Annotated in this window: 21 protein-coding genes and 1 pseudogene; 6 read left to right on the forward strand and 16 right to left on the reverse strand. The window is 71.3% G+C overall.

Features of this window, described 5'->3' with window-relative positions:
- Positions 1–159 precede the first annotated feature (159 nt).
- Entirely contained in the window at positions 160–1,383 is a 1,224-nt protein-coding gene (gene ftsY, locus FEF34_RS10500) for a signal recognition particle-docking protein FtsY (protein ID WP_138052932.1), read from the reverse strand.
- 101 nt (positions 1,384–1,484) lie between these two features.
- On the opposite strand from ftsY, the gene FEF34_RS42005 reads away from it, so the two are divergent.
- The 4 genes and pseudogenes from FEF34_RS42005 to FEF34_RS10520 all read left to right on the forward strand — a co-directional run bounded on the left by FEF34_RS42005 (position 1,485) and on the right by FEF34_RS10520 (position 5,165).
- A complete protein-coding gene (locus FEF34_RS42005; protein ID WP_199800659.1) occupies positions 1,485–1,739 on the forward strand; it encodes a hypothetical protein in 255 nt (84 codons plus the stop codon).
- Positions 1,740–1,802: 63 nt separating this feature from the next.
- The gene (locus FEF34_RS10510; RefSeq protein WP_138052933.1) at positions 1,803–2,774 is read left to right on the forward strand and encodes an LLM class flavin-dependent oxidoreductase; all 972 of its coding nucleotides are present in this window, start codon (positions 1,803–1,805) and stop codon (positions 2,772–2,774) included.
- A gap of 360 nt (positions 2,775–3,134) precedes the next feature.
- Positions 3,135–4,088, forward strand: a complete 954-nt coding sequence (locus FEF34_RS10515) for an IS481 family transposase (RefSeq protein ID WP_138052842.1) — start codon at positions 3,135–3,137, stop codon at positions 4,086–4,088.
- A 79-nt stretch (positions 4,089–4,167) separates the two neighbouring features.
- Positions 4,168–5,165, forward strand: a pseudogene (locus FEF34_RS10520) (IS5 family transposase).
- 19 nt (positions 5,166–5,184) lie between these two features.
- Here FEF34_RS10520 and FEF34_RS10525 read toward each other — a convergent pair.
- The 4 genes from FEF34_RS10525 to FEF34_RS10540 all read right to left on the reverse strand — a co-directional run bounded on the left by FEF34_RS10525 (position 5,185) and on the right by FEF34_RS10540 (position 11,729).
- The gene (locus FEF34_RS10525) at positions 5,185–6,612 is read right to left on the reverse strand and encodes a sugar porter family MFS transporter (protein ID WP_138052934.1); all 1,428 of its coding nucleotides are present in this window, start codon (positions 6,610–6,612) and stop codon (positions 5,185–5,187) included.
- Between the two features lie 289 nt (positions 6,613–6,901).
- On the reverse strand, positions 6,902–10,618 hold the full coding sequence (locus FEF34_RS10530) for a chromosome segregation SMC family protein (protein WP_138052935.1): 3,717 nt from the start codon (positions 10,616–10,618) through the stop codon (positions 6,902–6,904).
- A 229-nt stretch (positions 10,619–10,847) separates the two neighbouring features.
- Positions 10,848–11,066: a hypothetical protein gene (locus tag FEF34_RS10535; RefSeq protein ID WP_138052936.1), complete on the reverse strand. Its 219-nt coding sequence runs from the start codon at positions 11,064–11,066 to the stop codon at positions 10,848–10,850.
- 381 nt (positions 11,067–11,447) lie between these two features.
- The gene (locus tag FEF34_RS10540) at positions 11,448–11,729 is read right to left on the reverse strand and encodes an acylphosphatase (protein WP_138052937.1); all 282 of its coding nucleotides are present in this window, start codon (positions 11,727–11,729) and stop codon (positions 11,448–11,450) included.
- Positions 11,730–11,882: 153 nt separating this feature from the next.
- On the opposite strand from FEF34_RS10540, the gene FEF34_RS10545 reads away from it, so the two are divergent.
- On the forward strand, positions 11,883–12,734 hold the full coding sequence (locus FEF34_RS10545) for a CAP domain-containing protein (RefSeq protein WP_138052938.1): 852 nt from the start codon (positions 11,883–11,885) through the stop codon (positions 12,732–12,734).
- Between the two features lie 135 nt (positions 12,735–12,869).
- Here FEF34_RS10545 and FEF34_RS10550 read toward each other — a convergent pair whose 3' ends face one another.
- Positions 12,870–13,271 (reverse strand): hypothetical protein, encoded by a 402-nt coding sequence (locus FEF34_RS10550; protein ID WP_138052939.1) that lies wholly within the window; start codon positions 13,269–13,271, stop codon positions 12,870–12,872.
- Between the two features lie 404 nt (positions 13,272–13,675).
- The gene (locus tag FEF34_RS10555; protein ID WP_138052940.1) at positions 13,676–13,930 is read right to left on the reverse strand and encodes a hypothetical protein; all 255 of its coding nucleotides are present in this window, start codon (positions 13,928–13,930) and stop codon (positions 13,676–13,678) included.
- A gap of 495 nt (positions 13,931–14,425) precedes the next feature.
- Between FEF34_RS10555 and FEF34_RS10560 the strand changes: the two genes are divergently transcribed.
- On the forward strand, positions 14,426–14,824 hold the full coding sequence (locus tag FEF34_RS10560; RefSeq protein ID WP_138052941.1) for a winged helix-turn-helix transcriptional regulator: 399 nt from the start codon (positions 14,426–14,428) through the stop codon (positions 14,822–14,824).
- On the opposite strand, the gene mutM is transcribed toward FEF34_RS10560, so the two are convergent.
- From mutM to FEF34_RS10605, 9 genes are all read right to left on the reverse strand, one after another.
- Complete coding sequence (mutM, locus tag FEF34_RS10565) at positions 14,776–15,657, reverse strand: bifunctional DNA-formamidopyrimidine glycosylase/DNA-(apurinic or apyrimidinic site) lyase (protein ID WP_138052942.1); 882 nt, start codon at positions 15,655–15,657, stop codon at positions 14,776–14,778. The two genes, FEF34_RS10560 and mutM, sit on opposite strands and share 49 nt — an antisense overlap.
- 167 nt (positions 15,658–15,824) lie before the next feature.
- Positions 15,825–16,622, reverse strand: coding sequence for a ribonuclease III (gene rnc, locus FEF34_RS10570; RefSeq protein WP_171052901.1), 798 nt, complete (start codon positions 16,620–16,622; stop codon positions 15,825–15,827).
- Positions 16,623–16,641: 19 nt separating this feature from the next.
- Positions 16,642–16,815: a 50S ribosomal protein L32 gene (rpmF, locus tag FEF34_RS10575; protein WP_026165248.1), complete on the reverse strand. Its 174-nt coding sequence runs from the start codon at positions 16,813–16,815 to the stop codon at positions 16,642–16,644.
- Positions 16,816–16,817: 2 nt separating this feature from the next.
- Positions 16,818–17,441 (reverse strand): YceD family protein, encoded by a 624-nt coding sequence (locus FEF34_RS10580; protein ID WP_138052943.1) that lies wholly within the window; start codon positions 17,439–17,441, stop codon positions 16,818–16,820.
- Between the two features lie 160 nt (positions 17,442–17,601).
- Positions 17,602–18,711, reverse strand: a complete 1,110-nt coding sequence (locus FEF34_RS10585; RefSeq protein WP_138057398.1) for an ATP synthase F0 subunit B — start codon at positions 18,709–18,711, stop codon at positions 17,602–17,604.
- A 132-nt stretch (positions 18,712–18,843) separates the two neighbouring features.
- Positions 18,844–19,353 carry a pantetheine-phosphate adenylyltransferase gene (gene coaD, locus FEF34_RS10590; RefSeq protein WP_138052944.1) on the reverse strand — a complete coding sequence of 170 codons (510 nt, stop codon included), beginning with the start codon at positions 19,351–19,353 and terminating at the stop codon, positions 18,844–18,846.
- Positions 19,350–19,934, reverse strand: coding sequence for a 16S rRNA (guanine(966)-N(2))-methyltransferase RsmD (gene rsmD / locus FEF34_RS10595; RefSeq protein ID WP_138052945.1), 585 nt, complete (start codon positions 19,932–19,934; stop codon positions 19,350–19,352). Before rsmD ends, coaD begins: the two co-directional genes overlap by 4 nt.
- Before the next feature lie 327 nt (positions 19,935–20,261).
- A complete protein-coding gene (gene recG, locus FEF34_RS10600; RefSeq protein ID WP_138052946.1) occupies positions 20,262–22,448 on the reverse strand; it encodes an ATP-dependent DNA helicase RecG in 2,187 nt (728 codons plus the stop codon).
- 169 nt (positions 22,449–22,617) lie between these two features.
- Entirely contained in the window at positions 22,618–24,210 is a 1,593-nt protein-coding gene (locus tag FEF34_RS10605; protein WP_138052947.1) for a DAK2 domain-containing protein, read from the reverse strand.
- Positions 24,211–24,310: the final 100 nt, after the last annotated feature.

Genomic DNA, 24,310 nt, shown 5'->3' on the forward strand with positions numbered 1-24,310 from the left:
CGTGCTGCTGCCCCGTGCGAAGGCCGCGCGGAACGCGTCCGCCGCGCCGCGGAGGACGCGGCGCGGCGGACGGGCCGGACGGAGGGATCCCGGGATCCGCCGGTGCCGCGTCGGGCAGGGGTTGCCCGTCCGGGCGTGGCGACGTCGCCCGACGCGGAACTATTCGCCGATCAGGGCGTCGACGAACGCCTCGGGTTCGAAGGGGGCCAGGTCGTCCGGGCCCTCACCGAGGCCGACCAGCTTGACCGGCACACCGAGCTCGCGCTGCACGGAGATGACGATGCCGCCCTTGGCCGTGCCGTCGAGTTTGGTCAGGACGATGCCGGTGATGTCGACGACCTCGGCGAAGACACGGGCCTGAACCAGGCCGTTCTGTCCCGTCGTGGCGTCGAGGACGAGCAGCACCTCGTCCAGCGGACCGTGCTTCTCGACCACGCGCTTGACCTTGCCGAGCTCGTCCATGAGCCCGGTCTTGGTGTGCAGCCGGCCCGCGGTGTCGATGAGGACGACGTCGGCGCCCTCGGCGATGCCCTCCTTGACCGCGTCGTAGGCGATGGAGGCCGGGTCGCCGCCCTCGGGCCCGCGCACGGTACGGGCGCCGACGCGCTCGCCCCAGGTCTGCAGCTGGTCGGCGGCCGCGGCGCGGAACGTGTCCGCCGCACCCAGGACGACGCTGCGCCCGTCGGCGACGAGCACCCGGGCCAGCTTGCCGGTGGTCGTGGTCTTGCCGGTGCCGTTCACACCCACGACCATCACGACGCCGGGAGTGTCCAGGCCGCTCTCGGTCTGGACCGCGCGTTCCGCGTCCGTGCCGATGAGCCGCAGCAGTTCCTCCCGCAGCAGCCCCCGGAGCTCGTCCGGGGTGCGGGTGCCGAGGACTTTCACCCGCTCGCGCAGGTGGTCGACCAGCTCCTGCGTGGCCGCGACGCCGACGTCGGCGGTGAGAAGGGTGTCCTCGATCTCCTCCCACGTCTCCTCGTCGAGGTGCTCTCGGGACAGCAGGGTGAGCAGCCCCTTGCCCAGGGTGTTCTGGGAGCGGGCCAGGCGGGCGCGCAGCCGTACGAGGCGACCGGCGGTCGGTTCCGGGATCTCGATCGCGGGAGCCTCGGGCTCGGCGACGACCGGATCCTCGACCGCGGCGGGCTCGGCGACGGCCTCCTCCGCGGTCGGGAGGTCGACCTCCTCGATGGTGCGGCGGGGTTCTTCCCGCGGTGTCTCCGCCTCCTCGCCGACGTGCGGCTCGGCTGGCGGAGCGGTGATGGTCGGCGTGCTCGACGGCGCCGAGGGCGGCAGCTGCTTCTTCCTGCGGCTGCTGACCACGAGCCCGCTGATCGCGCCGACCGCGACCAGGGCGATGACTACAGCAAGGATGACGATTTCCATAACGCCACCCAGTATCGGCCAAGGGCACCGGGTACCGGTCCCCTCGGAGGTTCACACGAGGGAGCACGCCCATTTTTGGGCCTTTTGCCCGAGACGTTACGGTGTTCGTTCCGGCCTGGCGACGCCCCCGACGGCCCGCCGCCCTGCTGGTGGGCCCGCTGTTCACCAAGGCCGACCGGTTCAGCGGCCCGCCGGCCGGATCCTGGATCGGCAGGAACGGGCCGGGCCGGGCGGTGACCGTCGTCGTGGCGGGCACGCCGTACGCGCTGCTCCCGCGAACGGCCGTTCCGGCGGCCGCCGACGGGCGGGGCGGGGACGCGGAGGAAGAGCCGGTGCGCACGGCCGTTTCAATCTGACATAGCGTCAGCTATCGTCCCCCCTTCGCCACTCCCACACCCTGGCGGAGGGGGACGTTCGTCATGGCCTTCACAGTCGTACGCTTCAACCTCGTCGATCCCGAGGCGACACCCGACTCCCTCGCGGCGCGATACCGCGTCGCCCTCGACCTGGCGGCGTACGCGGACGAGCGCGGGGTCGACACGGTCCAGACCGAGGAGCACCACGGCGCCCCCGACAACTGGCTGTCCTCGCCCCTCACCTTCGCCGGGGCCGTGTTCGGCGCGACGCGCCGGATCGCGGTGACCGTCTCGGCGGTGATCGGCCCGCTGCACGATCCGCTGCGGCTGGCCGAGGACATCGCCGTCCTGGACCTGCTGAGCGGAGGGCGGCTGGTCACCGTGGCGGGCATCGGCTACCGGCCGGAGGAGTACGCCGCCCACGGTGTGGACTGGCACCGGCGCGGAGCCCTCCAGGACGAACTGCTGGAGACCCTGCTGGCGGCGTGGACCGGCGAGGAGTTCACCCATCGCGGCCGCCGGGTGCGGGTCACCCCCCGGCCGTACACCCAGCCGCATCCGCTGCTGCTCGTGGGCGGCTCGTCGAAGGCGGCCGCCCGGCGCGCCGCCCGCTTCGGGCTGCCGTTCTTCCCGAGCGCCCATCTGCCCGGACTGGAGGTGTACTACCACCGGATGCGCGAGGAGTACGGGACCGAGGGGTTCTGCATGATGCCGGCGGCCGAGACTCCGCTGCTGCACGTCTCCGAGGACCCGGACCGGACGTGGGCCGAGTACGGCGGGCACTTCCTGCACGAGGCCCGGACGTACGCCTCGTGGCAGTCCTCCGGCATCCGCTCCGCGGTGCGGTCGTCGGCGACGACGGTGGACGGTCTGCGGGCGGAGGGCGTCTACCGCGTGCTGACCCCGGACGAGTGCGTGGGGCTCGGGGCCGAGAGCCTGGTGCTCCATCCGCTCTGCGGCGGGATGCCTCCGGAGGAGGCGCGGCGGAGCGTCGAGCTGTTCTGCGAACGGGTACTGCCCCGGCTCAAGGGCTGAGCCGGGGCAGTGCCATGGCCATGAGGCCGAGAGGAGAGGGGCAGCGGGGTCCTATCAGGCGACGCTCGCCCCGTCGCGGCGCCCGGCACGGCGACTCGCGGCGTTGCCGGATCAACCGAGTAGGCCCACTACGAGGTCGATCCGGCGCCTTGCGATCTTCCCCTTGGCCCGGAGGGCCTGGGGAGACCCCGTGCACCGGACGCCGCTCCTTGACGGGCAAACCTCGCCTGACGCGGCACTAGGTGTTCTGTCCCGGGAGGTTGTGGACGGTGAGGCAGATCTCGGCTGAGGGATCTTGAACGGGTGAGGGCCTTCCGGTTCGGTGTGGATTGCGACGTCTACACCAACAGAAAGGCCCTCGTGCCCCACCGTAATGCACCCCTGACCGAGACCGGGCGGCTACGCCTGGCCCGCTGCGTGGTCGAGGACGGCTGGCCCCTGCGCCGGGCCGCCGAACGCTTCCAGGTCTCGCCCACAACCGCCCAGCGGTGGGCCGACCGCTACCGGGCCCTGGGAGAGGCCGGGATGGCCGACCACTCCTCCCGACCGCATCGCAGTCCCCGCCGGACACCGACCCGGACCGAACGCCGGATCATCAAGGTCCGCCTCGCCCGCCGGTGGGGCCCGGCCCGCATCGCGCACCTGCTGGGCCTCGTGCCCTCGACCGTGCACCGAGTCCTCGTCCGCTACCGCCTGGCCCGGCTCACCCACCTGGACCGGGCCACCGGCCGCGTCATACGCCGCTACGAACGGGACCGCCCGGGCGAGCTGGTCCACGTGGACATCAAAAAGCTCGGCAACATCCCCGACGGCGGCGGCCACAAAACCCTCGGCCGCCAAGCCGGACGCAAGAACCGCAAGAACGCCGGCTACAGCTACGTCCACACCGCGGTCGACGACCACTCCCGCCTCGCCTACAGCGAGATCCACCCGGACGAGAAGAAGGAGACCGCCACCGCCTTCTGGACCCGCGCCCACGCCTTCTTCACCAGCGTCGGGATCACCGTCGAGCGCGTACTGACCGACAACGGCGCCTGCTACAAGTCGCACACCTGGCGCGATGCACTCGCCGACGCAGGGATCACTCACAAGCGAACCCGGCCCTACCGGCCGCAGACCAACGGCAAGGTCGAACGCCTCAACCGCACCCTGCTCGACGAATGGGCCTACGCAAAGCCCTACCGATCAGAACAGGAACGACGCGACGCCTTCCCCACATGGCTGCACACCTACAATCACCACCGCGGACACACCGCGCTGAAGGGCCAGCCACCCGCCAGCCGCGTTCCTAACCTCTCAGGGCAATACAACTAGCTAGGGCGTGTTCTGGGTTGAGATCACGAGCTCGGTCATTCCCGCTCCAGGAGGGTGCCGGTTGCGATAGACCGGTCGCGTGACTCGTGGCGATCTGACCGATGCCGAGTGGGGGTTGGTCGAGCCGCACCTGCCGCTGGGTGCGTTCGGACCGATCCCTGACCTGCGCAGCTACTTCAACGCGGTGATGTGGCGGTTCCGCACCGGCTGCCCCTGGCGAGATGTGCCGGAGAGCTACGGCTCCTGGTCGACGATCTACGACAGGTTCCGGATGTGGGTGCGTGAGGGGGTCTTTCAGGCCCTCATGGACGCGATGATCGCCGAGGCGGCGGCCCGCGACGATGTAGATCTCAGCCTGGTCAGCGTGGACTCGACTGTTGCCCGCGCGCATCACCACGCGGCGGGCATGGTCGTCGCCCCGGAACTCCTCGAGGACCTGGAGAAGGCCGTGGCGGAGGAAAAGGGGCTGCAGCAAAGGGACAAAACAACCCCGTAGGCGAGCAACCCGCGGACATGGAGGACTCCGGGCGGGAACAGCGCCGCGCCGTGCGCCGACGCCGCAGGGCCCGGCTGCGGGCCGCCGAACTGGGCCGCTCCCGGGGCGGGCTGACCAGCAAGGTCCACCTCGCCGTCGAGCGGCGGTGCCGCCCGCTGTCCATCATCCTCACCCCCGGCCAGGCCGCGGACAGTCCGCGCTTCATCCCGGTCCTCAAGAAGATCAAGGTGCGTGTCCCGGTCGGCCGCCCCAGGACCCGGCCGGACGCGGTCGCTGGCGACAAGGCGTACTCCTCCCGCGCCAACCGCGCCCACCTGCGCAGACGCAACATTAAGGCGGTGATCCCGGAGAAGGCCGACCAGACCGCCAACCGCAAGAAGAAGGGACGCTCCGGCGGACGCCCGGTCAGCCACGACGCCGCGCTCTACAAAGATCGCAACACCGTCGAGCGCGCCATCAACAAGTTCAAGGAATGGCGGGGGCTGGCCACTCGCTACGACAAGACGCCCGAGAGCTATGCCGCCGGGCTCCACTTGCGCGGATCCATCCTCTGGTTACGCAGCCTGCCAGCCCTCCCGTGATCTCAACTCAGAACACGCCCTAGCCCATCTCCTCCAACGCCTTGCCCTTCGTCTCCGGCACCCACTTGAGGACGAACGGGATCGAGAGCACGGCGAAGACCGCGTAGATGACGTACGCGCCCGAGAGGTCCCACTCCGAGAGGGGCGGGAACGTCACGGTGATCAGCCAGTTGGCGATCCACTGGGCCGAGGCGGCGACGCCCAGCGCGGCGGCGCGGATCTTGCCGGGGAACATCTCGCCGAGCAGCACCCACACCACCACGCCCCACGAGAGGGCGAAGAAGAGCACGAAGAAGTTGGCGGCGAAGAGGGCGACGGTGCCCTGCAGGGCGGGCAGCGAGACCTCGCCGCCGACCTCGCTCTTGTACGAGAACGCCCAGGCGGCCAGTCCCAGCGAGACCGCCATTCCGGCGGAGCCGATGAGCGCGAGCGGCTTCCGGCCGATCCGGTCGACGAAGATCATCGCGATCACCGTGCCGATGATGTTCACGATCGACGTCTCGAAGGAGTAGAAGAACGAGCTCTGAGGGTTGACGCCGACCGACTGCCACAGCGAGGAGCTGTAGTAGAAGATCACGTTGATGCCGACGAGCTGCTGGAAGACGGACAGGCCGATACCGATCCAGACGATCGGCAGGAAGAGGAACTTGCCGCCGAGCAGGTCCTTGAACGAGGGCTTGCGCTCGTGGCGCATGTTCTCCTCGATCTCCGCGACCCGCTTGTCCAGGTCCACGGCCTTGCCCTCGACGTCGCGGAGCACCTCGCGCGCCTGTGCGTGGCGGCCGATGGAGATCAGATACCGGGGCGACTCGGGGATCACGAGGGACAGCAGCCCGTAGAGCGCGGCCGGGACGACCATGATGCCGAGCATCCACTGCCATGCCTCGAGGCCGCCGATCCTGCCGCGCTGCTCGCCGCCCGCGAAGTGGAGGACGCCCAGGTTGACGAGCTGCGAGACGGCGATGCCGGTGACGATGGCGGCCTGCTGGAAGGAGGCGAGCCGGCCGCGGTAGGCGGACGGGGACACCTCGGCGATGTACGCGGGGGCGATGACGGAGGCCATGCCGATGGCGACGCCGCCGATGACGCGCCACAGGGCCAGATCCCAGAGGGCGAAGGGCAGGGCGGAGCCGATCGCGCTGGCGGTGAACAGTACGGCGGCGATCTGCATGACCCGGATGCGGCCGATGCGGTCGGCGATACGGCCTGCCGTCGCCGCGCCGATCGCACAGCCGATGAGAGCGGCTGCGATGACCTGGGCGAGTGTTTCGGGGCCCACGTCGAATCGGTCGCGGATGGCCACGACGGCTCCGTTGATCACCGCGCTGTCGTAGCCGAAGAGGAAGCCTCCCATCGCGGCCGACGCCGCGATGAAGATGACATGGCTGAGGTGCTCCGGCCTGGCCTTGCGGCCTTCGGGCGCCTGCGCCTGCGGTGTGCTGGTCACGTGTACTCCTGGGGCCACCCGGCGACGGTGCCGGGGGTGGGGGACGAGCCCTTCCAGTGGCGCACAACATAACGCCGCCCACCACTTGAAGGTAAAAGCAACGCCGCAAAGCCTATGCGTCCAAGTTTCGAAGTCAAAAGTCGCCCATGAGGCCGCAGACTCGCACGACCGACACACTTGTGTATAAGTGTTGAAGATTTGAGAGCTGATCAGCGCCGGCAAGAGGAACGGTCATCGGTCAGAGGCACGCTGCCGGAGGCCACGTCTCCTCCCGGCGCGCGGCAGGGGCTCAGCGGAGCCGCTGGCTGATGACCTTCGACACGCCGTCACCCTGCATGGAGACGCCGTAGAGCGCGTCCGCGACCTCCATGGTCCGCTTCTGATGGGTGATCACGATCAGCTGGGAACTCTCCTGGAGCTCCTGCATGATGCGGATCAGGCGCTGCAGGTTGGTGTCGTCCAGCGCGGCCTCGACCTCGTCCATGACGTAGAACGGGCTGGGCCGGGCCTTGAAGATGGACACGAGCATCGCCACGGCGGTCAGCGAGCGCTCGCCGCCGGAGAGCAGCGACAACCGCTTGACCTTCTTACCCGGGGGCCTGGCCTCCACGTCCACGCCCGTGGTGAGCATGTTGTCGGGATCGGTCAGGATGAGCCGGCCCTCACCGCCAGGGAAGAGCCGCGAGAACACACCCTCGAACTCACGCGACGTGTCCCGGTACGCCTCCGTGAACACCTGCTCGACGCGCTCGTCGACCTCCTTCACGACCTGGAGCAGGTCGGCACGGGTCTTCTTCAGGTCTTCGAGCTGTTCGGACAGGAACTTGTGCCGCTCCTCCAGGGCCGCGAACTCCTCCAGGGCGAGCGGATTCACCTTTCCGAGTTGCTGGTACGCCCGTTCGGCGGACTTGAGCCGTTTCTCCTGCTCGGCGCGGACGAAGGGCCGCGGCTGGTTGCGCGGGTGACCGGGGTCCTCGGGGAGCTCCTCCCCCTCGGCAGGCGGCGACGGCGGCACGAGCTGGTCCGGACCGTACTCGGAGACCAGCCCGGCCGGTTCGACTCCCAGCTCCTCCAGCGCCCTGGTCTCCAGCTGCTCGATGCGCAGCCGCTTCTCGGCCCCGAGGACCTCGCCGCGGTGCATCGAGTCGGTGAGCTTGTCGAGCTCGCTCTTGAGGTCCCGGCCCTCCGCGCGGGCGGCGGTGAGCTCACGCTCGCGCTCCGCCTTGGCCGCCTCGGCGGCGGCACGCTCCCGCTCGGCCCGGACGACGGACACCTCGACATGGGCCAGGAGCAGGCGGGCACCCCTCGCCACCGCCTCGGCGACGGCGGCCTCGTGGCGGAGCCTGGCCCGGCGCCGCTCGGCGCGCGCCCTGGCCTCGCGCTCGGCACGTGCGCCGCGGTCGAGCGCGTCGGCCCGCCCGGCCAGCCCCTTCACCCGCTCCTCGTGCGTGCGCACCTGAAGCCGGGCCTCCATCTCGGTCTGCCGGGCATTGGCGCCGTCGGCGGCCAGGCGGTCGCGCGCCGACGTGTCCGGCTCCTCCTCGACAGGGGTCTCCTCCGCGACGGCCAGCCTCTCCGCCAGCTCCTCGGCCTCGTACAGCGCCTTCTCGAGCGCCTCCTGAGCCCGCTCGGCCGCCGCCGCCGTGCGCTCGGCCTCCCCCGCGGCGCCGCGGGCCTGCCCGGCGAGCCGTCCCAGTTGCTGGGCGACGCCGGCTTTCTCCCGCTCGGCCGCCCGTCTCCGCTCGCCCAACTCCTCGACGAGGGATGCGCACGCCGTACGCCGCTCGCCGGCCTCGCGCTGCCCCGCGGCGAGTTCGTCGCACCGTACGGCCAGTTCCTCCAGCTCGGCAGCGGCCTCGTCGACCGACGCCTGCACCTCCAGGAGACTGGGCGCGCCCGCGGAGCCCCCGTGCGCGAAGTGGGCACCGAGGACGTCGCCCTCGGCGGTGACGGCGACCAGTCCCGGCTCCGCACGGACCAGGTCCTCGGCGTCCTCCAGGGTCCCGACGACCACCATGTCCCGTACGAGCCTCGCCACGGCGGGCATCAGCCCCTCCGGCCCGCGCACCAGGTCGAGGACCCGGGACGGCCGCATCCCCCCTTCACCGCCGGCGATCGGGGAGGGGGCCGCCCCGGGATGCGCGGGTGCGGCCGCACCGGCCTCGACCGCGGGCGGCACGGGCGTGTATGCCGGGCCCCCGGACGTCGAGACGCTCTCGGCGGGCGGCCGGGTGGGGGCGGGGATCCCGGCCGTGGGCGGTCTCTCCGCGGGAGCGCCCGCCTGTCCCGGCACGGACAGCAGCAGGGACGCACGGCCCGCGTCCTGCTTGCGGAGCAGCCGGATGGCCTCGGCCGCCGTGGAGGGATCCGTGACCGCGACGGCGTCGGCCGCCGCCCCGAGCGCCGCCGCGACCGGGAGTTCGTGACCGGGAGCGACCGTCAGCAGTTCGGCGGCGGGGCCCAGCAGACCGGAGAGCCGGTCCCGGGCGGACAGCAGTGCGCCGGTGCCGTCCTTGCGGCGCAGTCCCTGCGCGAGGGCCTCGTGGCGCGCGGCGACGGCGGCCCGCTTGCGTTCGGCGGCCGTCGCCGCTTCCCGGGCTGCGGACAGGGCCGCCTCCGCCTCGGACAGTTCACGCCTCGCCGCGTCGTGCCGGTCCGCGAGCGCGCTGTCGTCCGCCTCCAGCCCGTCGACCTCCGCCTTGAGCTGCTCGTACTCCTCCTGGGCCGCGGCTGCCCGTTCGCCCGCCTCGTCACGAGCGGCCGCCAGGCGGTCGATCTCCGCCTGGGCCGAAGCGGCGCGGGAACGGGCTGCGTTGACCTGCCCGTTCAGCCGGGCGAGCCCTTCGCGGCGGTCGGCGATCGCCCGGGCGACGTCCTTCAGCCGGCGCTCCTCGACCGCCAGTTCGCGCTCCAGTTCGGCACGGTGGGCGACCGTGTCCTCCAGCGCGCGCTGCGCCGCCTCCAGCGCGGCCTCCAGCTCCGCCTCCTGTTCGCGGAACCGCGCGGCCTCCCGCTCCATGTCCTCGGGGTCACGGCCGCGCCGTTCCTCCGCGGGCACCGAGGTGGCGCTCTTCACCCGGGCCTCGGCCAGTGACACCGTGCCGCGCACCCGCTCGGCCAGCTGCGAGAGTTCGTACCAGGTCTGCTGGGCCCGCTGCAGCCGCGGCGCCAGCCGGCGCACCTCGTCCTCCAGGTCGGCCTCCCGGGCCAGTGCCGCCTTGAGCTCCGCCTCCGTGCCCTCCTTGCGCTCCTTGAGCGCGGCCTCGTCGGCGACCTCGGTCCTGAGCGCCTCGCGCATGCGCACCAGGTCGTCGGCGAGGAGGCGGAGGCGCGCGTCGCGCAGGTCGGCCTGGATGACCGCGGCCCGCCGCGCCACGGCGGCCTGCCGGCCCAGCGGCTTGAGCTGCCGCCGCAGTTCGTCGGTGAGGTCCTGGACACGGGCGAGGTTGGCCTGCATCGCGTCGAGCTTCCGCAGCGCCTTCTCCTTGCGCTTGCGGTGCTTGAGGACACCCGCGGCCTCCTCGATGAACGCGCGGCGTCCCATCGGGTCGGCGTGCAGGACGGAGTCGAGCCGTCCCTGCCCGACGATGACGTGCATCTCCCGCCCGATACCCGAGTCGGAGAGCAGTTCCTGGATGTCCAGCAGCCGGCAGGTGTCCCCGTTGATCTGGTATTCGCTGCCGCCGTTGCGGAACATGATCCGCGTGATGGTGACTTCGGCGTATTCGATGGGCAGCGCGCCGTCGGAATTGTCGATCGTGAGCGAGACCTCCGCGCGGCCGAGCGGCGGCCGCCCGGTCGTCCCGGCGAAAATGACGTCCTCCATCTTCCCGCCGCGCAGGGATTTCGCCCCCTGTTCACCCATGACCCAGGACAGCGCGTCCACGACATTGGACTTGCCGGAGCCGTTCGGCCCGACGACGCACGTGATGCCGGGCTCGAAGCGCAGCGTCGTCGCCGAGGCGAAGGATTTGAACCCGCGGAGGGTCAGGGCCTTGAGGTGCACGCCGCCGGACTCTACCTCCCGGTGCCCGGAGATCGCCGCCGGCGCAGGGCTACGGGCTCACCACGACGTGAGCGCGCCGCGGTTTCATCCCTGAATATGCAGGGCACATCAGACGGTAAGCAGTGCACTACAGAGGGGGAAACAAAGAAAGAAGGGACGCCGAAGCGTCCCTTGCATACATACCTGCCGTGCGAGAGAGTTTCTCACCGGATCCCCATAGGATCTGGGATCAGGTGAGCGCCGGCTCGCCCTTGGGTACGTCGATGTCGATGCCTTCGAGCAACGAATCGCCACGGTGCTGTGCGGCGGCAGCGCTCAGCGCGTCGTTCTCGGACTGGATCCGTACGAGCTCGGACTCCAGATCCTGGACGCGCTGCTGAAGCCGTCGCATCTCGGCGAGGAGTCGCGGGTCGGAACCGCCGACGTAACCGAGAAGCGCCTTTGCCATGATGGATGGTCCTCCACACTGAGTGACCGACCGATGCGGTGTGGGTCGTGAGGGATTTCGCACCCGCGGTGCTCGGCAGCGCTTGTTCTCACTGCGGTTCTTGCTGCCAAACAGCTAGGGTGCGCGGGGCTTCCAGCGTCTCACCAAAAAGTTTGACGGTCAACACGATCACGCCCCGTATCGGGGGCAAGCCGCGGGCTCGCGGCCGCGGCACGCGCGGCGGCGGCTCTCCTGCGGGCCCCGGGGGCTCGGAGATCATCGTTACTGGCGCAGCCTGGCACGGCGGGACCGTTATTGGCAACCACCAGCGCGTTTCTTTCGAACACGCATGCTGTGGGAAGTCAGATGAACACATCGTGTGCCCGTGCCGCGGTCTTCCGATCAGCGGATCGCGAATCCGTCGTACCCCCCGCGCGGATCGCCCCAGATTTCGGTGACACCGGAGACGGCGCCGGGCGTGTCGGACGACCGCAGCCACTCCAGAAGACGGTGGCAATTCTCACGCGGACCTTCCGCCACGATCTGCACCCTGCCGTCGTCGAGATTGAGCGCGAAGCCGCGGAGCCCGCCGATCCCCAGAGCGTTTTCCCTGGTGAACCAGCGGAATCCCACTCCCTGTACCCGGCCGCGTACCCATGCGGTCATCCGTGCGTGCTCATGCATCCGCGAAACCTACACGGACGCGCACCGGTCAATGCCACTCGGGTCACATCGCCCACTCCAGACATCGCGTACAGTCGCGACGCAACGGACTTCGCCCGTTCGGGCGAGTCCTTCCACTGATCCAGCTGAAGTCGAGACCGGAAGGGCGAGCGGATGGGACGCCACCGCCGGAAGAAGCGGGTTCCCGGGCCCGTACGCACCGGACTGCTCGGGATCGCCGCTGCGGCCGCGGTCGGCACCGTCGCCGTCGCGGCCGGGCTGGTGCCGGGCGGCGACGTGTTCACCACGGGAGGCCAGAAGACCGCCGCGCAGCACGTGCGCGAGGCGGCCACCGGTGATCTCGAGAGCCAGGGCGGCTCCGCCGCGACCCCGTCGCAGCGCGCCTCGGCCGGGGCGACCCCCCGCCCGTCGAAGGGCATGTCCTCGACGGCGGGGAAGGCCCAGAAGGGCTCCCCGTCGGCGACCGCGGCCAAGCCGAAGCCGCCCGTGACGAAGAAGGCACCCCCGGCGAAGCCGCCAGCCGCGCCCGGGAGCGCCGAGGCTCCCGGCAACAGGGCCGCGGAGCGGAAGGCGGCCCCGGAGCGCCGGGCCGTCCCCGCCAAGCCGCGACCCAAGGCACCGTCCGGCGAGACCGCCGCGGAGGCCGAGGTGCTGGCCCTGGTCAACAAGGAGCGTGCCGAGGCGGGCTGCGCCCCGGTGCGGGCGGACGCCTCGCTGAACCGCCTCGCGGGCCGGTTCAGCTCCGACATGGCTGCTCGCGGCTTCTTCGACCACACCGACCCCGAGGGCGACGGCCCCTGGGACCGTGCCGCCCAGGCCGGCGTCGGCGGACTGGGGGGCGAGAACATCGCCCGCGGCCAGGCCGACGCCCGGACCGTCATGAACGCCTGGATGAACAGCGACGGCCACCGCGCGAACATCCTGAACTGCGAGTACCGGACGCTGGGCGTGGGGGTCTCCTTCGCCCAGGGCGGCCCGTGGTGGACCCAGGACTTCGGCTTCTGAGATTTCTTCAGTCTGCGTTCGAAGGCATCAGGCTCCGGGATGGACGGGCACCGCGTGCGTCCGCAGGAAGCGTCATGGTGAGCGTGGGGCGACTCGTGGGCAAGGCCCGGCGGGCCGGTGGCAGCGGCACCCGACTCAGCGGCGACGGTCGAAGCGGTTTCGTGTCGCAGAAGCGATGACTCCGGAAATGGCGGCAGTCGCGCCGAGGCTTCCCACCATGACCGTCCCCACGCCGATCATGAAGAGGCCGCTGGAGTCGTCCGACCAGTCGTAGTAGGCGGCGACGGTCAGACCGACGGTGGTGCCGAGCACAGCGCCCACGGCGTGGCGCCGGGATGCCGCCCAGTACACCGGTGCCAGCAGAGTCAGGACGAGCCCGATCACCTGCCACGCCGCGTAGGGGCCGGTCGTGGATCCATCAGGTTGCACGTCACGACGCTGATCCCAACCCAGCCAGCCGGCCCAGGCCGTCAGCGCCACCAGAGCCAGAACGGGGATCACGAGGTGGGGAGCGAGTCTCAGTAGTCTTTGTCGCATGGCTCAAGCGTTCCGGCTCACCGCATAGGCGACCAGGGCGCAGCTACTCAGCCACACCCGAGTACTTCAGCCAAGAACGCAGGACAAGGCGCGGCAATGTTTGCTCGGTGCCCTGGGCGGCGGAGAAGCAGACCGGAGCCTGTCAAGGCCCCCGCCCGGCGATGACATCAGCGGCTGACACCAACGAGCGCGAATCTCGCCGATCGGCGCCGAACACCAGCGGCAGACCAGACGGCGCGCGGAGCGTGTCAAGCGAGGTCCCAGAGGCCCCATGATCGACCTGACAAGGACGAGCACAGACCTCAAAGCCTCGGCCTCGTACGGGCGTCGTCCTCTTGTCGGCCGGCGCCCCGCCGCTTGAGGCGAAGAATAACGACCGGCGATCGGGGCTCTTCTGTGGCCGACTACACCACGTTGAATCCACGCGACGGGTCATGGATGTCAACCTCGATCACTACTACGAACTCGATCGTCACGACGTAGTGGATCATTACGCGGTCTTCCCAGGCCGCGCGCGTCACAGTGTCGTCCGTGTAGGCGAGATGACTGTCGGCGCCTTCAGGCTCAGCTGCGATCCTGTCGACGAGCCGCAGGAACTCTTCCCGATCTGCGGTCGGCATGTAGTCGCGGAACCGCACAACCTGCTCAGTGAACTGCACCCGTCTCTTCATCAGACGAAATAATGCCATTCCCTAGTCCCCCGCTGAGATCCTGGGTACAGCAGCGAAGTACCGCAACCACAGCAACCACTCACGCCCAATAGCGTCCCTGTGCGGCCCGGCAACGGAGTTCGTGTCGAAGGGGAGACCGCGAGCCCCCTGCCCTGGCCGTCTCCGGGCCGTCCGAGGCCACACAACGACGACCAACGCTTACCGCCACCGACAGCTAAGCCGCAGGTCGCAGCGTTGATCGATGACACGGCCGCACGTCAGAAACCCGGACCTTCACTTCTTCGGCTTCTGAGAACGTCACAGCTCCGCAACCCGCGTTCTTAACCGGGCCGCCCCGAGGCCGTGATCGGCCACCGGGACGGCCCGGACCGCGTCCACGGCACCGCGGGTGCGGGTCCGGCCCGACCGCGTGGTGTCCGTCCGCCGCTTTCTGATGCCGAGCGCTCCCTCTGAGTGAGCGCTTCCCGGCGTAAGGTGTCGCGCATGGACGACTCCATCGCCTTCGACGTGTTCGACCGGCAGTGCCCGTCGCGCGGCACCCTGGAGCATGTGACCGGGCGGTGGGGCAGCCTGACCCTGGGCGCGCTGTACGAGAGCGGGTCCCGCTTCAACGAACTGCGGCGGCGCGTCGACGGCGTCAGCGAGAAGATGCTCTCGCAGACGCTGCACGCGCTGGAACGGGACGGGCTCGTCCACCGCGATGCGCAGCCCACCAATCCGCCGCGGGTCGACTACGAACTGACCCCGCTCGGACGGGAGGTCGCGGAGCGGCTGCTCGGCCTGATCCGGCTCGTGGAGGGGCGGATGCCTGAGGTGCTGGCCGCGCGTGGACGCTATGACGCGACGCGCGGCAGCGAGCGGGCCGGCCGCGGCGGGCGCTGACAGCGCGGGCAGTAGTAGCTGGAGCGGTTCATCCAGGGGCGGCGGCGCATCGCCGTACCGCAGCGGCGACAGGGCTCGTCCTCGCGCCCGTACGCGTCGAGCGACCGGTCGAAGTACCCGGATTGGCCGTTCACGTTGACGTAGAGGCTGTCGAAACTCGTTCCGCCGACAGCGAGGGCGGCGTTCATCACGTCCCGTACGTGGCCGAGGAGTTCGGCGGAGCGGGGCCGGTTCAGAGCGGCCGTGGGCCGGTCGTAGTGGAGTCTGGCCCGCCACAGGGCCTCATCGGCGTAGATGTTTCCGACACCGCTGATCAGGGACTGGTCGAGGAGGGCGCGCTTGATCGTGGTACGGCGCAGTCGGAGCGCCGCGTGGAAGGCCGCGTCGTCGAACTCGGGGTCGAGGGGGTCCCGGGCGATGTGCGCGATCGCGTCCGGCAGCCCGTCCGGGGTGGTGTCGTGGAGGGACAGTCCGCCGAAGGTGCGCTGGTCGACGAAGCGGAGTTCGGTGCCGAGGCCGTCCTCGAAACGGATCCGGATCCGCAGGTGCTTCTCGTCCGCGGCCGCCTCCGGCTGCACGAGCAGCTGACCGCTCATGCCGAGGTGTCCGAGGACGGCGCTGCCGCTGCCTTCCAGCGGCAGCCAGAGGTACTTGCCGCGCCGCCGGGCGGCTCCGATCCGCTGCCCGCGGAGCCTCGCCGCGAAGTCGACCCCGCCGCCGAGGTGCCGGCGCACGGCCCGCGGGTGCAGGACCTGGACGCCGCCCACGGTCCGCCCGGAGACCCACTGCTCGAGTCCCCGCCGCACGACTTCCACCTCGGGCAACTCGGGCACGTATCTCCTCCGGACCTCGACCGACTCGACGCCCGCAGCGTACCTCCGCTCCGCGTCCCGGCGAGCCGCCGGCCCTCCCGCCCCCGGCGGCCGGTCGGGCGGGAGGAACGCCTGCGGGAAAGCGAGGACCCCGCCGCGCGGGCGCGGCGGGGTCCGGAAGCGAAGCGTCAGGCGGTGGCGCGGGGTGAAGGGGTGTCGGCGGCCCCTTCGGCCTCCGCGGCCTCCGCGGCTTCGGCGGCCTTCGCCGCCGCCGCGCGTTCGTCGGCGGCGGCGCGGATCGCACGCCACGCGGACTCCGCCGCCTGCTGTTCCGCTTCCTTCTTGCTGCGGCCGGTGCCGGTGCCGTACGAGACACCACCGACGCGGGCGGCAGCAGTGAAGGTCTTCTCGTGGTCCGGACCCGTCTCGGAGACCACGTACTCGGGCACTCCGAGCCCCTCGGCGGCCGTCAGCTCCTGGAGACTGGTCTTCCAGTCCAGGCCGGCACCGAGGTTCGAGGACTTCTCGATCAGCGGATCGAAGAGCCGGTGCACCAGCTCGGACGCCGCGTCGAGGCCCTGGTCGAGATAGACCGCGCCGATCACCGCTTCCAGGGTGTCGGCGAGGATGGAGGCCTTGTCCCGCCCGCCCGTGCCCTCTTCGCCCCGGCCGAGGCGGATGAAGGACCCGAGATCGAGGCCGCGGCCGACCTCCGCCAGCGCACGCGAATTGACCACCGCGGCCCGCAGTTTGGCCAGCTGGCCCTCGGGCAGGTCGGGGTGGGTGCGGTACAGCGTGTCCGTGACCACCAGTCCGAGCACCGAGTCCCCGAGGAACTCCAGCCGCTCGTTGGTGGGCAGACCGCCGTTCTCGTACGCGTACGAGCGATGGGTCAGCGCGCGCACCAGAAGGGCGGACTCGAGCTGATACCCGAGCCGCCCTTCCAGAAGCGTGTGGGACGAGGCCGAACTGATGCTGTCAGACATCGCGCCTCTCACCAGCCGCTCAGACCTCGAGGACCTGGCGCTTGTTGTAGGTGCCGCAGCTCGGGCACGCGATGTGCTGCTGCTTCGGCTCCTGGCAGCGCTCACACGAAACCAGGGTGGGGACCGCAGCCTTCCACTGCGACCGGCGGTGGCGCGTGTTGCTGCGCGACATCTTCCGCTTCGGAACAGCCACGGCTACTTCTCCTGCTTCTCGTCGACGCGTGCTGATCGAGGCGCGTCGCCGCTCTTCTTGTCCTTCTCACCGGTTCCGAGTGAATCGGCGAGTCCCTGCAGTGCCGCCCAACGGATGTCGACGGCGTCGTGGTGGTGGTCCGGATCGGCGTTCAGGTCGGCCCCGCAGTCGGAACACAACCCTGCACAGTCCTCCCGGCACACCGGCTGCATCGGCAGTGCGAGCACCACCGCGTCACGCAGCACGGGCTCGAGGTCGAACAATCCGTCCTCGAGGAAGATCACGTCCTCGTCCTCGGCGTCGTCGCCGGGCCCCGGCTCCTTGGCACGGCCCCGGTCGTCGGCGTCGGGGTACGAGAACATCTCCTGGAACTCCGCCACGACCTCATGGCGCAGCGGCTCCAGACACCTTACGCAATCCCCCTCGGCCACGGCACGGGCGGTGCCCGTGACGAGCACCCCTTCCATGACGGACTCGAGGCGGAGCTCCAGCTCCACGGGCGCGCCCTCGGGCACGCCGATGACCCCTTCGACCCCGAGGACCGCCGGCGCTGCGGGCGCCGGGACGGAACGGGAGAGCCGCTGGAGCGCACCGGGCCGCCGGCCCAGCTCGTGCGTGTCGAACACGAGAGGGTTGCGGTGGTCGAGGCGGGCGTTCAGGGCTCTTCCTGCTTTCGGATCGAGTGTGGGAGGCCACGATTCCAGCGCAGCATCAATCCACGCTCGCGCGACCGAAGAGCCAGGATACTGGACCGTTCGCTCCAGGCCCAATCCGGTCCTCAGGGGATCAGCGACCCTGCTCGTAGCGCCGCAGCTGCTCCATGTCGATCATGCTGGTGTCGAAGAAGCTCGTCTCGTCCAGCGAGGCCTGCTGGGCGTGGCCCTGATGGCCCTGATGGCCCTGATGGCCCTGCTGCGGCTGCGGCTGCGGCTGCGGCTGAGCGACGTAGCCTCCGGCGTACGGGTCCTGACCGTACCCCTGGGAGTACGCCGGATCGTAGCCCTGCTGCTGTCCGTAGCCCACCGCGTACGGGTCCTGCTGGTACCCGTACATGTCCTGGGGCTGGGCCTGGGCCGCCGCGGGCTGGTAGCCGTACGGGTCGGCCTGCGCAGGGATCTGGGGCTGCGGGGCCTGCGGCTGCTGCACCTGCGGCTCCGGGTCCGCCAGCTCCGCCAGCCCGGCGAGGTAGTCGGCGTCACTGGTGTGCTGCACGCTGCCGGCGGCCTCCTGCGCGGCCATATGCGCGCCGAGCTCGTCCGTCGCGATCCGGCCGTGCAGCTTCTGCCGGCCCCGGCCGACCGCCTCCAGCGTCTTGGAGAGCACCGCCTCGAAGGCACCCAGCTTGGCGTCGACGTAGTCGTCCGCGCGCCGGATCAGCGTCTGCGGGTCCGCGCTGTACTCGGGGGCGTCGTCGTCGGCGGGGTCCGCATGGCCCTGGTCGTCCGTGCCGTGGCCGCGACCGAGCAGCTTCTCGCGCCCCCGGTCGACGGAGCCGATGGTCTTGTTGAGGACGACCTCGAAGTTGGCGAGCTTGGAGTCGACGTAGTCGTCCGCCTCGGCGCGGATCTCCTCGGCCTCCCTCCGGGCCTCGGCGAGGATCCGGTCGGCCTCCTCCTGGGACTGCCGGGCGATGTGGGTGCCGGAGACCAGCGAGCCGCGCTCGGAATGGGCGGCCTGGATGATCCGCTCGGCCTCCTGGCGGGCCTGCTCGACCATCTGCTCCCGGTCGCCGATCAGCTCCTGGGCCTGGGCGAGCGAGCCGGGCAGCGCCTGCCGCACCTCTTCGAGCATCGCGAGCAGTTCGGCGCGGTTGACCACGCAGGAGGCCGACATGGGCATGGACCGGGCGTTCCCGACCGCCTCGACGATCTCGTCGAGCTTCTTCTGCACGTCCACCGTGTGCTCGCCACTCTCTACAGTCACTACAGCCGTTTTGGAGCCGGACGCAACGACTGTACGGCCAGTCGGCGCCGGTCCGACACCGGGTGACGGCACGTCAGGAAGCGGCCGTCCGTGCCGTCCCCCGTGTCACTTCTTCGGGAGCCGTTCGGTCAGCGCCTCCAGCACGGCCGGCGGCACCAGGTGGGAGACGTCGCCGCCCCAGGCCGCGACTTCCTTGACCAGTGAGGACGACAGGAAGCTGTAGGTGGGACTGGTCGGCACGAAGAGCGTCTCGACGCCCGACAGGCCGTTGTTCATCTGGGCCATCTGAAGTTCGTAGTCGAAGTCGCTGACCGCCCGCAGGCCCTTGACGATGGCGGGGATGTCCCGCTCCTTGCAGTAGTCGACGAGCAGGCCGTGGTAGGCCTCGACCTCGACGTTGCCGTACTCGGCGGTGACCTCGCGGATCAGCTCGATCCGCTCGTCGACGGTGAACAGTCCCTGCTTGGACTGGTTGATCATCACCACGACGTGCACGACGTCGTACAGCTTGGAGGCGCGGGCGATGATGTCGAGGTGTCCATTGGTGATGGGGTCGAACGACCCCGGACAGACGGCGCGGCGCAACTGAAGTCCCTCGCTCTCCGGTCCGGTCATGGTGCGTCTTCGCACGTAGAGGCGGCGCGACCGTACCAAAGCGTCCCCTCGCCGTAGCGACGGGCCCGCAACGGTTCGATCCCGTCGGGCCAGCCGAACTCACCGCCCCTGGTGCTGCGCTCCACGGTGACGAGGGCGCCCTCCGCGAGCCAGCCTCCCGCGCGGAGTGTGAGGAGAATCTCCCGAAGATCGTCGTTGGTGACGGCGTACGGCGGATCGAGGAACACCACGTCGTACGGGTCCGCCGGCGGCTGTCCCTGCACGACCTGCTCGGCGCGGCCGGCGCGGACCTCGGCTCCCGGCAGGGCCAGGGTCCGCACGTTCTCCCTGACCGTGCGGGCGGCGCGGGTGTCGGCCTCGACGAGCAGGGCGTGGGACGCGCCGCGGGACAGCGCCTCCAGACCGACGGCACCCGAGCCCGCGTAGAGATCCGCCACACGCAGCCCCTGGAAGCCGCCGAGCAGCGACTCCCAGGTGGAGAACAGGCCCTCGCGCGCACGGTCGGAGGTGGGGCGGGTGCCGTTGCCCGGCGGCACGGCCAGGCGGCGTCCGCCGGCCGCGCCGGCGATCACGCGGGTCATCTGGGTCCTTCGCGGAAGACGGTGCTCGATCGGCTCGACCGGCCTGGTCATGGCCGTCGGACCGATCCGGTCACCTCCACGATATGGGCTCCGCGCGTCCGCGAGCCCCGCCCGTCCCCGGGGGCTCGATGCGGAAGGAGCGCTGCGGGCCGGCACGGGGCGGCCGCCCTTCCCCGGGCCCGGGGGCACGGAAGGAGCGCGCCCAGGTCCGGGCCGGGGGGCACAGGGGGAACGGGCCCGGGTCCGGGCCGGGGGGGCACAGGGGGAACGCGCCCAGGTCCGGGCCGGGGGGGCACAGGGGGAACGCGCCCAGGTCCGGGCCGCGGCTCAGCCCTTGTCCAGGTACTGCTCGCGGTCCTTGTCGAGCAGGGCGTCGAGCGCCGTCCGCAGCTCCGGAAATCCCTCCAGCTCCGGGTCGGCGCCGACGACGGACACCGCCTCGTCGCGGGCCGCGGCGATGATCTCCTCGTCCTCGATGACCGCGAGGACCCGCAATGAGGAGCGCACTCCCGACTGGGCCTGGCCCAGCACATCCCCCTCGCGCCGCTGTTCGAGGTCGATACGGGAGAGCTCGAAACCGTCCAGGGTGGCGGCGACCGCACCGAGCCGGGCGCGTGCGGGGCTCGCCTCGGGCATCTCCGTGACGAGCAGGCAGAGCCCGGGTGCCGAGCCGCGGCCGACCCGGCCGCGCAGCTGGTGGAGCTGGGAGACGCCGAAACGGTCGGCGTCCATGATCACCATCGCGGTGGCGTTCGGTACGTTCACGCCGACCTCGATGACGGTCGTGGCGACGAGCACGTCCACCTCGCCCGCGGCGAATCGGCGCATCACGCCGTCCTTGTCGTCGGGCGGCATGCGGCCGTGCAGCACTTCCACGCGCAGGCCCTTCAACGGTCCGGCCGACAGCTGCCCGGCCACGTCCAGCACGGCCAGCGGCGGCCGCTTCTCCGCATCGTCCTCCGGCGACGTCCGCCGGGCCTCGGCGGAAGTGTCGAGGTCGTCGCCGATGCGCGGGCAGACGACGTACGCCTGGTGACCGGTCTCGACCTCCTCGCGCACCCGCTCCCAGGCCCGCGCCAGGAAGTGCGGCTTGTCCGCGGCGGGGACCACGTGCGAGGCGATCGGCGAGCGTCCCGCGGGCAACTGGTCCAGCACGGACGTCTCCAGGTCGCCGAAGACCGTCATGGCGACCGTGCGGGGGATCGGGGTGGCGGTCATGACCAGCAGGTGCGGCGGCTGTTTGCCCTTGCCGCGCAGGGCGTCGCGCTGCTCGACGCCGAATCGGTGCTGCTCGTCCACGACGACCAGGCCCAGGTCGTGGAACTGGACCTTGTCCTCGATCAGGGCGTGCGTACCGATCACGATCCCCGCCTCGCCGGTGGCGAGGTCGAGCAGGGCGCGGCGGCGGGCGGGCGCGCCCATCGATCCGGTGAGCAGCACGACCTTGGTGGCGCGCTCGGCGCCGCCGAGCATCCCGCCCTCGGCGAGGTCGCCCATCATCTCGACCACGGACCGGTGGTGCTGCTGGGCGAGGACCTCGGTGGGCGCGAGCATCGCCGCCTGCCCTCCCGCGTCGACGACGGCGAGCATGGCGCGCAGGGCGACCATGGTCTTCCCGCTGCCGACCTCGCCCTGCAGCAGCCGGTGCATCGGATGCTCCGTGGCCAGATCGCCGAAGATCTCGGCGGAGACCTTCCGCTGCCCCTCGGTGAGGGTGAACGGCAGCCGTGCGTCGAAGGCGTCGAGCAGTCCGTCCGGCACGGGCCGGCGGGCGACGGCGGGGAGCTGCCCGTCCGCGTACCGCCGCCGGGCGAGGGCGACTTGGAGGACGAAGGCCTCGTCCCACTTCAGCCGCTGTCGCGCGTCCTCCACGTCGGCCTTGGTCTGCGGGCGGTGGATCTTGAGCAGGGCCTGCGGGAGGGGGACGAAGCCACGGCCGTCGCGCAGCGTGGCCGGCAGCGGGTCCACGGCCTCCGTCGCGTGCGGGAGGACGGCGTCCACGGCCTTGGCGATCTTCCAGGACTCCAGGCCCTTGCAGGCCGGGTAGATCGGGATGAGCTTTCCGGCGAAGGCGCTGACCGCTCCCTCGCCGCTCTCGGCGTCGAGCCGTTCGTACGTGGGGTGGGCGAGCTGCAGCCTGTGGTTGAACACGGAGACCTTGCCCGCGAACATGGCGCGGGTGCCGGGCAGCAGGTCCTTGTGGGGCCGGTGGATGCCGCGCCCGAAGAACACCAGCTGGAGACGTCCGCTGCCGTCGGTGATGGTGACCTCCAGCCGCTGGCCCCGCCCGCCGTTGAACGTGAGCACGCGGGCGTCGGCGACCTGGGCGACGACGGTCACGTGCTCGTCCAGCGGCAGCTCGGCGAGCCGGGTCAGCTGTCCGCGCTCCTCGTACCGGCGGGGATAGTGGTGCAGTAGATCACCGACGGTACGCAGGTCGAGGTTCTCGGCCATGACCTTGGCGGTCGCGGGGCCGAGCGTCTTGGTCAGCGGTTCGTCCAGCACGCCGTCCATTGCACACCACCGCACCGACAACCGTCGCGCGGCCGCGGGAACGGCGCGTTCCGCAGCGCGTAGGGCACGCACGGGAAGCGCCGGGGAGGTGCGGCGGCCTTGCCGTCGGAGCCCGGTCGCCCGCGAGTCGTGCGGGACGGCGACGGAGCCACCCTCCGTGGGCGACCGGTCACTCCACGCCGACGAGGAGCGGGGCTCCCGCGCCCCCGTGGTAGATCACCGTGTCCACCGCCAGGTGTCCCGCGCGCACGTGTGCCTCCAGCCGCTCGCCGAGCTCCGGCGGGGCGTCCTCGGGGAGGACCAGGGTGACGAGTTCGCCACCGGCCGAGAGCATGCGGTCCAGAACCGTTTCGGCGGTGGTCGCGAGGTCCGCGCCGATCACCGCCACATCGCCCTCGATGAGCCCCAGCACGTCCCCCGCCTGGCAGACGCCGGCGGACGTGAAGGACTGCCGTTCGGCGACGGCCAGTTCGCCGTAGCGCGTCGCGCCCGCCGCCGAGGTCATGGCGACGACGTCCTCGTCGAAGCGCCGCCCGGGCTCGTGGACGGCGAGCGCGGCGATGCCCTGGACCGCCGAGCGGGTCGGGATGAGGGCGACCCGGACGCCCTCGGTACGGGCCTGTTCGGCCGCGGCGGCCGCGGTGTGCCGCAGCTCGGCGTCGTTCGGGAGGAGCACGACCTCGCGAGCGTGCGCCCGCCGGATCGCGTCGACGAGTTCACCGCTGGCGGGCGGTTCGCCGGGCCGCGCGAGCACCGTGGTCGCGCCGGCGTCCGTGCACAGCCCGGCCAGCCCCTCCCCCGGCACCACGGCGACGACGGCCCGCTGGACCCGCTCCCGCGGCTCGGGGTGCCCGGCCGCCGCGAAGTGGGTGATCCGGATCCGGTACGGCCGGCCCGCCTCCACTCCGGCCTCCACCGCCGCACCCGCGTCGTCGACGTGCACATGGACGTTCCACAGCCCGTCTCCGCCGACCACGACCAGCGAGTCGCCGAGCGTGTCGAGCCGGGCCCTCAGCCGGGCCACGGCGGCGTCGTCGGCCTCCAGGAGGTAGATCACCTCGAAGGCGGGACCTCCGTCGACGCACGGTTCTGCGGCCGTCGCCAGGGACGGGTGGGCGCGCACGGCGGGCCGTACGGACGCCTCCCCCGTCACCGCCTCGGCCAGCGCGCCCAGCACCGCCACCAGGCCCTGTCCTCCCGCGTCCACGACGCCGGCCCGGCCCAGCACCTCGAGCTGTCCCGGTGTCTCCGCCAGAGCCCGGCGCGCGCCCGAGTAGGCGGCCGCGACCGCCGCCGCGTCGTCGCCGTGCGCCGTGCCGTGTGCGGCCTGCGCGGCGGCGGAGGCGACGCTCAGGATCGTGCCCTCCACGGGGTGCGCCACCGCCTCGCGGGCGGACTCCGCGGCCCGCCGGAGCGCCTCGGCGGCCCCGCCGCCCCGCTCCCCGAGCACCTCGGCCATGCCGCGCAGCAACTGGGCCAGGATCGTCCCCGAGTTGCCCCTCGCCCCGATCAGCGCCCCGTGCGCCATGGCCCGCACGGTGTCGGCGAGCGCGGGGGCGGCCGAACCGGTCTCGTACGCCGCGAACACCGCCTCCACGGCGGTGGCCGCGGACTCGACGGTCAGATAGAGGTTGGTGCCGGTGTCACCGTCCGCGACCGGATAGACGTTGATCGCGTCGATCTCCTCGCGCTCCCTGCCCAGTGCGTCCAGAGCGAGCGAGCACCAGGTGCGGACCGCCAGGGCATCGAGGGGCTGGGGCAACGAGATCCTCCTTCGGCGGTCCCTCCACGCCACGGTGGCGGGCGTGGGCGGGGAGGCTGGGCTGCACCGCAGGGTAGACCCGGGGCGGGCCCGGAACCGG

The sequence above is a fragment of the Streptomyces marianii genome (assembly GCF_005795905.1).
GTDB classification, from domain to species: domain Bacteria; phylum Actinomycetota; class Actinomycetes; order Streptomycetales; family Streptomycetaceae; genus Streptomyces; species Streptomyces marianii.

Coding starts and splice junctions, on each gene's coding strand:
- ftsY (WP_138052932.1), bottom strand. CDS start 1,383: ATGGAAATCGTCATCCTTGCTGTAGTCATCGCCCTGGTCGCGGTCGGC.
- FEF34_RS10510 (WP_138052933.1), top strand. CDS start 1,803: ATGGCCTTCACAGTCGTACGCTTCAACCTCGTCGATCCCGAGGCGACA.
- FEF34_RS10535 (WP_138052936.1), bottom strand. CDS start 11,066: ATGGCAAAGGCGCTTCTCGGTTACGTCGGCGGTTCCGACCCGCGACTC.
- FEF34_RS10540 (WP_138052937.1), bottom strand. CDS start 11,729: ATGCATGAGCACGCACGGATGACCGCATGGGTACGCGGCCGGGTACAG.
- FEF34_RS10545 (WP_138052938.1), top strand. CDS start 11,883: ATGGGACGCCACCGCCGGAAGAAGCGGGTTCCCGGGCCCGTACGCACC.
- FEF34_RS10550 (WP_138052939.1), bottom strand. CDS start 13,271: ATGCGACAAAGACTACTGAGACTCGCTCCCCACCTCGTGATCCCCGTT.
- FEF34_RS10560 (WP_138052941.1), top strand. CDS start 14,426: ATGGACGACTCCATCGCCTTCGACGTGTTCGACCGGCAGTGCCCGTCG.
- rnc (WP_171052901.1), bottom strand. CDS start 16,622: ATGTCTGACAGCATCAGTTCGGCCTCGTCCCACACGCTTCTGGAAGGG.
- coaD (WP_138052944.1), bottom strand. CDS start 19,353: ATGACCGGACCGGAGAGCGAGGGACTTCAGTTGCGCCGCGCCGTCTGT.
- rsmD (WP_138052945.1), bottom strand. CDS start 19,934: ATGACCCGCGTGATCGCCGGCGCGGCCGGCGGACGCCGCCTGGCCGTG.
- recG (WP_138052946.1), bottom strand. CDS start 22,448: ATGGACGGCGTGCTGGACGAACCGCTGACCAAGACGCTCGGCCCCGCG.